This is a genomic window from Candidatus Krumholzibacteriota bacterium (assembly GCA_016932415.1).
GTDB lineage: Bacteria > Krumholzibacteriota > Krumholzibacteriia > Krumholzibacteriales > Krumholzibacteriaceae > Krumholzibacterium.
Genome location: JAFGCX010000024.1, coordinates 17,044 through 27,751, shown reverse-complemented (window position 1 = coordinate 27,751; position 10,708 = coordinate 17,044). Strand labels below are relative to the sequence as shown.

At 52.4% G+C, this 10,708-nt stretch carries 4 protein-coding genes; 1 reads left to right on the top strand and 3 read right to left on the bottom strand.

What is annotated here, in order from left to right; genetic code table 11:
• Positions 1–88: 88 nt before the first annotated feature.
• A complete protein-coding gene (gene uvrA, locus JW814_09005) occupies positions 89–5,050 on the bottom strand; it encodes an excinuclease ABC subunit UvrA (protein MBN2071579.1) in 4,962 nt (1,653 codons plus the stop codon).
• Between the two features lie 370 nt (positions 5,051–5,420).
• On the opposite strand from uvrA, the gene JW814_09000 reads away from it, so the two are divergent.
• Positions 5,421–6,086, top strand: coding sequence for a C39 family peptidase (locus tag JW814_09000; protein MBN2071578.1), 666 nt, complete (start codon positions 5,421–5,423; stop codon positions 6,084–6,086).
• Positions 6,087–6,150: 64 nt separating this feature from the next.
• Here JW814_09000 and JW814_08995 read toward each other — a convergent pair whose 3' ends face one another.
• Together JW814_08995 and JW814_08990 are read right to left on the bottom strand one after the other, a co-directional pair.
• Positions 6,151–8,853, bottom strand: a complete 2,703-nt coding sequence (locus JW814_08995) for a hypothetical protein (GenBank protein ID MBN2071577.1) — start codon at positions 8,851–8,853, stop codon at positions 6,151–6,153.
• Positions 8,854–8,953: 100 nt separating this feature from the next.
• Positions 8,954–10,699, bottom strand: a complete 1,746-nt coding sequence (locus JW814_08990; GenBank protein MBN2071576.1) for a glycosyltransferase family 39 protein — start codon at positions 10,697–10,699, stop codon at positions 8,954–8,956.
• Positions 10,700–10,708 lie beyond the last annotated feature (9 nt).

Here is a 10,708-nt window from a genome sequence, read left to right as displayed (position 1 = left end):
CCCCGGTACTTGGTACCATGAGGGTTCGATTCCCTCCTCCGGCACCATTATTATCAATGAGTTAGACGGATCGGTTGATCCGTTTTTATCATGTGGGATAGGGATCCTGTTTGGTTTTGTGCCTGCCCCGCTCCCTCAGTGCCTGCCCCGTGTACGAAGAAGCAGATGCCATGATAGCATCCATGGCGCCACAAGCCACAATACCGCCTCCCTCGTCGCCCCCTTCAGGTCCCAGGTCAATTATCCAGTCGGCGTTCGCTATGACTTCGAGATTATGTTCAACGACAAGTATTGTGTGGCCGTCGGCAGCGAGTCCGTCGAATATTCCGATGAGTCTTTCGATATCCTGAAAGTGCAGTCCGGTCGTCGGTTCGTCGAGGATATACAGGTTCTTCCCGGCACTTTCAGATAATCCGCCGGCCGATCTTTTTTTCATTTGCGACTTTATTAGTTCTGCAGCCAGTTTCAGCCTCTGGGACTCGCCTCCCGACAGTGTGTCCGACCTCTGACCAAGTTGGAGATAACCCAGCCCGACCGATGAAAGGATATCGAGCGCGGCGGACAACATCCTGTCATCGATGAAAAGTTCTTTCGCCTCATCGATCGTCATATTCAGGGTCTCGAAGATATTCCTGCCCCTGTGCTTGATCGCGAGAGTCTCCTCATTATAGCGCCGGCCTCCACATTCTTCGCAGGGAACGTGGACATCAGCGAGAAATCCCATCTCCACCTTTTTCGTCCCCATTCCCCTGCAGTGTTCGCATCGCCCGCCCTTTGAATTGAATGAGAACCGCGCCTTCGCGTATTTGCGCTCTTTCGAGATCTTTTCGCAGGCAAAGAGTTCCCTGATCCTGTCGAAGATGCCGCAGTACGTGGCGGGATTGCTCAGCGAAGAACTTCCGATCGGTCCCTGGTCGATGCTGATGACGCCCGCGAACCGTTCAAATCCTACGATTTCCCTGCAACCTGCCGGCTTCTTCCGTTCAAAGGAAGATGCGATGACATCGAAGACAAGGCTCGATTTTCCGCTTCCCGAGACCCCTGTGACAGCTGTTATCCCGCCTGCCGGTATCGTCAGATCGAGATTCTTGAGGTTGTTCGCCTCGGCACCCCTGATTTCAAGACCGTCACACTGTTGCCATTTTCTATCAGCCCTGCCGATCCGTTTCCATCCGGAGAGATACATGCCGGTGAGAGACGAAGGATCTGATTCGATCGAATCGATGTTGCCCTCGGCGACCACCCTGCCACCAGACGTCCCGGCGCCAGGTCCCATGTCTATGATATGATCGGCGGCTCGTATGACCTTTTCGTCATGCTCAACGACTATTACAGTATTTCCCTCGTCGCGCAGCCGTTTCATGATGTCGATGAGTTTTTCCGTATCACGCTCGTGCAGTCCCACCGTTGGTTCATCCAGGACATAGGTGACAGAGCAGAGTCTGCTACCGAGCTGAGCGGCCAGCAGCACTCTCTGCAACTCGCCTCCGGAAAGGGTCGACGTCCTTCTGTCCAGCCTCAGGTACCCCAGCCCCATCTGTCTTATCGGCTCGAGCCTGCCGGCGATCTCTCTTCTGAGAGCTTCGGTGACAATGATTTGCCTTTCAGTGAGACCGGAATTTTTTTGGTCTTCATCTATATAGCTTAGAAACTGAAGTGTCTCGTCGACCGTCATCGCGCAGAGGCTTGAGATGTTTTTTCCGGCAAAGATAACGCGCAGGACCTCAGGCGATAACCTCGCCCCCGAGCAGGCGGGGCAGGTGACATCCTCCATCAGCGGAAGCATCTTCTCGCCCCTCTTATCGGCATGTACCCGCTCGTATTCCCTTTCGACATGGCCGCAGAATCCCGGCCATCTTACCTCCCATCGATGCTCTCCCTCGCGCCCTTTCCGGTTGAACCTCCATACGGCGCTGAAGAATTCATCCCCCGCGCCATGCATCGCCAGCTGGCGCGCCTCAGAAGAAAGCTCGTCGTAGGGAACGGAATAATCTATCCTCTTTTTCTCCCCTACAGCCACAAGTATCGCAAGGTACTGGCCACCACGCTCACCATAGAACCCTCCCGTCCTGCTTCCATCCATCGCTCCGTTGAGCAGCGAAAGGTGTGGATGTGACACGAGGGCTTCAGCGCTGCAGACAGTCTTCACGCCGAGTCCCCTGCACTGCGGGCAGGCCCCCTGGTGATGATTGAATGAAAAGATCCTTGCCGAAAAGTCGGTCGCGCGGTCTCCGACCATACCGGCTCTGGAAAAAAGCAGCCTGTAATGATCGTATATCTCTGTGACCGTCGCTATTATCGAACGGGGGTTGTCGATGCTTCTATTCTGGCCGATAGCGATCGCGGCGTTCAATCCCGCAGTCTGTTCGACCGGCGGAAGTGGAATTTTCTTCATATATCTTCTCGCCTGGGTAGAAAGGGATCCGAAATACAACATCCTGCTTTGCGCGTAGAGAGTGTCGAAGGCCAGCGACGATTTACCGCTGCCGGATACGCCTGTTATGACAGTTATTTTTCCATGGGGAATATCGACGTCGACCGACCTGAGGTTATGCGTTGTCACGCCGCGAAGCTCTATCTGCTTTTTCGGACCTGCCGATTCTTCCCTTTCGATATCCATCGACATCGCCAAGGTATCCCGGGCCGCGTCTCTTAAAGCCATGCCGGTAAGCGACTCTTCTGCCAGAACCGCTTCACCAGGTCTTCCCATGAATACAAGACCTCCGCCTTCTTCACCGCTTCCCGGGCCTAGATCTATCATCCAGTCAGCGGACCTGATGAAGTCAAGATTATGCTCGATAGCAACGACGGTATTTCCAGCCTCCACCAGACTTCTTATCGCCCGCAGCAGGATAGCTATATCGGCAGTGTGAAGAGAGGTGGTCGGTTCGTTGAGTATATACAGTGTCTTGCCGGATGATGGCCTCGCGAGCCGTGACGCGAGTTTTACCCTCTGCGCTTCCCCTCCCGAGAGGGTTGTCGACGGCTGCCCCAGCGTGATGTATCCGAGGCCTACATCAAGGAGCGCGCCGAGATGACGCATTATCCTCTTGTCGTCACTGAAAAAATTTGCCGCTTCTTCTACCGGCATCTCCAGGACGTCATGGATGTTGACCCCTCTGTACAGGACTTCGAGGGTGCTGCCGTCAAACCTCTTCCCATCGCACTCTTCGCATATAACAGAGATATTCTCCAGGAAATGCATCCCGATCTGCTGCACGCCCGCTCCCTGGCAGGCCTCGCATCTTCCGCCTTCGACATTGAACGAAAACCTTCCCTTGTCATACCCGCGATCCCTGGAGACCCGGCAGCCCGCGAAAAGATCTCTGATCAGGTCGAATAGTTTCGTATAGGTGGCCGGATTGCTGCGCGGAGTCCTCCCGATAGGCGCCTGGTCGATCTCTATTACCGAATCGATCAGATCAATCCCTTCTAAACTTCGGCAGAGCTCTCCCCCTTTTTCAGCCTCGCCCTTTAGGATTGCCGAGAGCGTCCTGTTGACCAGCGTTGATTTGCCGGCGCCGGAGACTCCCGTGACGACGTTGAAAGCGCCGGTCCTGAAAATGACATCGATATCCCTGAGATTGAAACCCCGCGCTCCGCCTATCCTGATCTCACCGCTGCCTTCGCGGTAAACATCAGGCGCTTTGATCTTCTTTTTTCCCAGCAGATACGCCATTGTCTCACTTGCCGGGTCGGCGCTTTCCATATCGGACGGTGGCCCCGCGTAGAGGATCTTTCCGCCAAGGACTCCCGCCTTCGGACCGATATCGACAAGGTAGTCCGCGCTATACATAGTCTCCTCGTCGTGTTCGACGACCAAGACCGTGTTCCCCCTGTCCCTGAGCTTTTTCAGTATCGAGAGCATCTTCTTGTTATCACTCGGATGCAGGCCGATCGACGGCTCATCCAGTACGTAGAGGAGCCCCTGCAGCCCCCCTCCGGCAAGTCCCGCCAGCCGGATCCTCTGCGCCTCTCCACCTGACAGGGTAGTCGACTCTCGGTCGCATGTCAGGTAGCCGAGTCCCAGATCTCGGAGAAGGCCGGTTCGTTCGATTATCTGCCGCGCGATAGGTCCACCCACCGGACTGTCCTTTTCAGAGAGATCGATCAGGGAGAAAAATTCATGCAGCCGGTCGACTGTCATCTCTGACATCTCAGCGATGTTCATCCCCAGGCAGGTAACTCCCAGAGCCTCCCTGCCCAGGCGCCGGCCACCGCATCTGTCGCACTTTATTGAGCGGGCAAACCTCAGGATATTCCTGTTCCTGTCGCGCCTGAGAATATCCTCCATCACAGGAAGGATCCCCTTGTAATATCCTTCTTCGCGGGGTCTCGCCGTGAGGCCGTTCCACTTCAGCCTCGATTCCAGCGGATGCTTTCCGAACGGTATCTTTATTCTTTCCGAACCGTTCAATACGACATTTACCTGTTCGGCGGTCAGTTCTTTCCATGGAATATCTATATTGAAGCCATGCGCCCGGCAGACTTCGTCTAGCACATCGAGGGTCACCTGCGAATAGACAAGATACCCGTTCGGAGTAGTCAGCACGAGCGCACCCTCGCGGATCGTCTTCGTATCGTCCGAGATGAGGAGTTCTGGCACTATCCTGTCCTCCACGCCAAGACCCTTGCACTCGGGACAGGCGCCTTTTTCCGAATTGAAGGAGAAAAGACTGGAGCTGGTTCCGGGCTCGCAGTCTCCCAGCCTCGAAAAGAGGAGCCTCAGGTGATCGCTCAACCCCGAGATTGTCCCGACCGTCGATCGGGGATTCCTTACGACCGTCTTCTGGTCTATCGAGATCGATGGTGAAAGACCCGTCATTATTTCGAAATCAGGCATTCCGAGCTTACCGATGTACATTCTTGCGTATGAAGAAAGAGTCCTGAGATACCGCCTCTGAGCCTCGCGGCATATAGTGTCGAATGCGAGCGACGATTTTCCGCTACCGGATACTCCCGTGACAACTACCAGTGAGTCGCGCGGGATCTCGAGATCTACCGATCTGAGGTTGTGTTCACCGGCGTTTTTAATGATGATCCGGTCCATGCGGCAGCATCCCTGGTTAAAACAAGCAAAATGAATAGCCACAGGACCGAAGAATAAAGGGAAATAGTGATATAATTCAAGGATAAGAAAAACCCCATACCATTTAAACCCCCAAAAAATATCCATCCAAAACCTTGACTCGCCGGATAGATTATGCTAATATCGTCCGGCGGTCGGATATATACCCGCTGGCCCCATACAAATCTTATGTCATAACGGATTATTTCTTTACGCGGGAGGTGGACTCTACATGCGGAAACTGATAATTTTCCTTTCTGCCATCATCCTTGTATCATCAGTATCTACTGAGTCATTTGCCACTCAGAAAACCCTTGCAATCACACAGCTTTGGCAGCATAAGGATACAAACATGATTTGTATACCGGGCGCGAGTGCCGCGCCTCATGCTCCTAATCACGCTCTTGTCTGCATGCATTGCGGTACTTACTGCGCTCCGGCGAGCTGCGCGATGTACGCTCTCTTCACTGGCCGTGGAGCCCCGTTTATCAACCAGGATGATATCTATGACAATTCAAAGGTTCTCGGCGGAGAGATAATGGGTAACGGTATCCTGGAGACCCATGCGCTCGGTATGTATGCCGGAACAGCTATGAAACCACCGGAGATCCAGAATGCCTTTACTTATGCTGTCGGCATAGTACCTTTCCAGTTCGGCCCCCAGTTGACGACGAATCCTCTTCTTACATGTTCGGATGTCATATGGTGCATCAATACCGATATACCGATCCTCTGGATCGATATGGGATCATGGCCGCAGGATCAGACGACACTGCCGGAGGAGATAATATACGACTCCGGTCATTGCAAGATAATCGCCGGTTATGACGATCTTGATACGGCGGAGTGCGAGGACGATATGTATCTCATTTACGATCCCTGGCCGAATTCCGGTTCACCGTACTTTCTGCCCGGAAACCAGGTCATCGATGTCGTCGATATCTATCTTTCAATAACGTCTGTCCATGGGACAGATGATGATACATGGGGAAAGATCAAAAGCATTTTTAATGAATGATCCGTTAACAGGGGTATATCCGCTCGTAACGCGCAGGGAGAGACCGGTTTCTCCCTGTGTTTTTTTATCCGCCGGTGAGAGTCCTTAATATCGTTCCGCCCTCTCCAACGGCAGTTCCGGTATTCGCATCAGTGAAGAACAACGCCCTGAGGTCTGCCGCGGTGACCGGCGTCGATCTGGCCCAGCTTGCTCCGCCATCGACCGATTTTATGATCACGCCTCTCTTGCCGGCCGCGATCCAATTATCATCTCCGAGATAAAATACAGCGTCAAGATCAGTCGATGTTCCTGACACTACGGGACTCCATGTCGCTCCCCCGTCGGTGCTTCCGAGAATTATCCCTTCCGCCCCTACGGCGAACCCTGTGGAAGGACCGGAGAAAGCGACCGATGAAAGATCCAGTACAGTCGGAGAATTCCTTTCCACCCAGTTCTGTCCGGCATCATCTGTGAATATAATCACGCCACCATTTCCCACAGCCAGGGCGGAGGAATCAGCAGTCATCAATATGCAATTGAGGTTTGATCCTGACCCCGTCGATCTGTCCGACCAGTTCAGCCCGGAATCCGATGTATGGATGATCGTGCCTCCTGAACCTGCCGCCATACCGTTTAACAGGTCGAAGAAGGAAATGCTCTTCAGTTCTGTCGCGACAGGCCCTGTCACCTCGTCCCAGGTGACCCCGCCATCAGTCGACTCGAGTATTATCCCTCCTTCACCGACTATATAACCTTTTTCGTCATCGGTAAAACATATCCCCGACAACCCCATCTCTGTGTCTGTCGATACTGGATTCCAATGGACACCGGAGTCGACCGTTTTCGCGATCGCTCCATTTTCCCCTACGGCGATTACTTTGCTGGCGCTTATCATCCAGACTGAATTGAGCGAAGTGAATATTCCCGTGCTGATACTGCTCCACGTATCTCCTCCATCATCGCTTTCGAGGATCGTCCCCCTGTCGCCCATGATGATATTTCTCTGCGAATCGATCATCAGTACCGCGTAGAGGCCTTCCCCCGTTCCGCTGGTCTCTGATACCCAGGAGATCCCACCGTTAACCGTTCTGACCACAAGGCCATCTGTTCCGACTGCAAGGGACGTCGCAATATCTAACCGGTCTACTCCGGCAAGTCGCATTCCGGTTCCGCTTGCCTGTGATTCCCACGTTTTCCCTCCGTCGTCGGTATCAAGGATCGTTCCATTGTCCCCAACGGCCGTTCCGTTAAGAAGATCACAGAAATCGATCGCGAAGAGGGCGCTCTCAGTCACGCTCTCTATAAACGACCATGTCTCTCCACCGTCTATCGTTCTAAGGACGGTTCCATAATATCCGACGGCCACGCCATTGAGAGAATCATGGAAATACAGATCGGTAAGATATGGAATGACAGATCCTGTCTTTTCGCTCCATGAAGAAGCGTCGGAAGCCGAGATGATTATCGTACCTTCCATCCCCACCGCGGTAAGATTCGAGCCGGAGGCGAAGATATCAAATAGCGTATTGTCGGTTCCTGAATCTACGACCTCCCAGTTCAGCCCGCTGTTTTCAGTATATAGAATTATTCCTCCCGCGCCGCACACGACAGCTTTTGCCTCGTCGATCACTGAATATCCGTAAAGTGTCTTCGTAACGCCGGAAGATGCCTGGTCCCATATCGTTCCACCATCTCTCGTCGAAAGGATCGTACCGCCAGATCCGACGACCCACACCATGCCCGATTCATCGATAAAAGAGCGGTAATAATCGGAAGTGATCCCGGAAGGCTCCTTATCGTCCCAGTTCGACCCTCCGTCAGAAGTAAAAAGGATCGTGCTGCTCATTCCTGTCGCCACACCGCTCAGTTCGTCGGCGAAGAATATCCCCGTCAGGTCCTCGTTCGTGCCGCTTGTCAGCGGAGACCACGACTCGCCGCCGTCGGATGTCTTGACTATATTACCTCCGGAACCGGCCATGAAACCGGTGGATGGATCGATGAAATATACAGAATTATAGTCTATCGATGTCAGCAGCTGCGTCTTTGTCCATGATTCTCCCATGTCGGAAGTCCTGAATACAGCGCCCTCATCGCACGCGGCAATACCATTCTCCCCATCGAAGAAATAAATACTGTTTATGTGGATATCCTCGCCGCATGATAACCTCACCCAGTCGATCCCGCCGTTATATGTCCTGAATATCGTTCCCGATGATCCGGCCGCGTATCCCGTGTCCGGCGAAGCGAAAAATACCGAGTTGAACTGATTTGGAACAGTCACTTCCCGCGCGGACCACTCGCTGCCGGAGTAATCAAGTCCGAGAATGATCCCCGATGATCCAACAGCTACCGCCGTCGAATCAGAAGTCATTGATACCTTATTGAGGTTGTTACGCTGATCGATAGATTCCTTTTTCCAGGCGAGTCCTCCGTCCAAAGAACTGAGAAGCCTGCCGGAATCGCCTACGACCAGCCCCGATCCGGAGTTTCTCATATCTATACCGTATAGGTTGCTCAAGGTGCCGCTGCCGACCCCGCCCCAGGTGTTTCCACCGTCATTTGAGATAAGGATCAGTCCTCCCGTCCCGATCGCCACTCCCTCATTTTCGTCAATAAAGATAATATCCCTCAGGCCATTGTTACGTACCGCGGGGCTCTGGATATACCACGCGGATTCATCCTCGATCTTTCCCGGAGTGAACGGCTCGCCTGTACATGCTGGAAAGATCAGTGGGATCAGGGCGATGACGATGACTGCGATTTTATTTAGTATCGATCGGGTCTTCAACTTGTCTCTCCTGAAAATCCTTCATCGTTCAAATCAGCAGGGGTGTTCCTGTCGAATGATATTCCAGTCTGTCCGGCCAGTCAAGTTCTTCGCTACAACTCTACTTTGCGCTTTCCTCCCGGGAGAGCGTTTTACTTGCAGCTTCTATCTGCGTCAACAGTTCTCCCTCCCTCTCCCTCATCGCGCCTTTCCTGGACGAATCGATCAGGACCCGGGCTTCATCGTTTCTGCCCTGCCTCCATAGAGCAAGAGCGAGGTAATATTCTACCATACAGGATCCTGGATCATCCCTTAAAACGATCCGGAATTGCTCTTCCGCCTGCCCGAACTCACCTTTCTGCAGCAGAATATTGCCAAGTATCCTGTGTCCGGATATATAACCGGGAGAAAGGAGCAGTGACTTCCTCACATTTTCTTCCGCCTCGGCAGCCTTACCTGCTTTGCTCTGCTCGTATCCCGCCGAAGCATACAACTCGGCTTCATAGTCATATGCCTCTGAAACGAAAGGTCCGGGAAGGGTAAAAAGAAGGATGAGCAGTATTATGACTCCCATATCTATTCCTGTTTCTTTCCATTCGCGGTTTTTTACTCTTGCCGCGAAATGCGTGATTCCCGCGGCGCTCATGAGCGTTATTACCGGCATCATCACGATCCGGTATCTTGACGCTACGAAAACGGCTATTATTGTGAGTGGATAGACTATGAGAAATATCATCACGGGGCCGGGGATCTTTTCCCTGTTATAAAACAGGCCCATAAGAGCGAAAGGAAGAATCAATCCAAAAGGGAATCCGAATTCTCCTATCTTCCATACTGCTATCGAAAGCAACCTGGAGTACTTCCGTCCGGTGTAGATATCTATATTTCTCGGTAATTCCCTGGAACTCAGAAACTGAACGCTTTTATTAGCGATCCCCTTTAAAAACCCGGCGGGATCAGTCACGATATATTCCCTGTAACGATCCATGAAATATTTCCGGTGTCCTGAATCGCCGGTAAAGCCTTGGACAAGCGGTTCTCTCGTCAGTTTTCGCCATGGATAGCCGGGCCGTATCATCATAGTGCTGTCAGTGTCTGGATTGTTCCCTATGTAAAGATTGATCGATCCTGATCGGGGCATCGGGCTGAAATGGCCTGTAATATTTCTGGAGACGAAAGCGATACCGGTGAGGACTATTATAAAAGCCGCCAGCATGATTGTATAGCGGATAAATGATCTTCCCACTCCTCCCCTGCCATCTTTCACCCTTAAGGCAAAATAGATATACGTCACCAGAATGAAGGGAAGAAAAGTCGCGCGTATCGCTATCGCGATACCGGCGGCCAGGCCTGAAAAGATAAACAGCGACAAATTATCCCTGTCGAGCGTCTCGATCATCAGCATCATGAGGACCACAGAAATAAATGACGCCCACCCTGTCGCTAGAAGCTCTCCTTCAAAAAAGAACATAGTTCCGCAGATCGCTATCATTACAGCGGCAAGTATCGCTGTCTTCCTGTCAAAGAGTTTTTTCCCGATAAAATAGATCAGTACCGCTGAGACTGCTCCCGCCGAAAGCTGAATGATCCTTGCCGCTACCGCCTGATCGTCGAAAACCGATATTGTCATGGCGAGATACAACGGATAAAAGAACGATTGCCAGAAGAGCCTGGGGTCGAGGGAATGCGTCGATACTATATTCCTCGCTATATCAAGATATGTGGCTGAATCTATGACCGGAGTGTCGAAGAGGGGTCCTTTTGAGATCTCCAGGAGGTAAATAAACCTCACGGCCAGTGCCAGAAGAAAAATTCCAGCAGCAATTAAAATATCCTTTTTCGTTGATCCCGGTTTTTCGGAGATCATTTTCTCACC

What these genes read in the sequence shown, in the direction of transcription:
- uvrA (MBN2071579.1), bottom strand. Translation starts at nt 5,050, where the DNA reads ATGGACCGGATCATCATTAAAAACGCCGGTGAACACAACCTCAGATCG.
- JW814_08990 (MBN2071576.1), bottom strand. Translation starts at nt 10,699, where the DNA reads ATGATCTCCGAAAAACCGGGATCAACGAAAAAGGATATTTTAATTGCT.
- JW814_09000 (MBN2071578.1), top strand. Translation starts at nt 5,421, where the DNA reads ATGATTTGTATACCGGGCGCGAGTGCCGCGCCTCATGCTCCTAATCAC.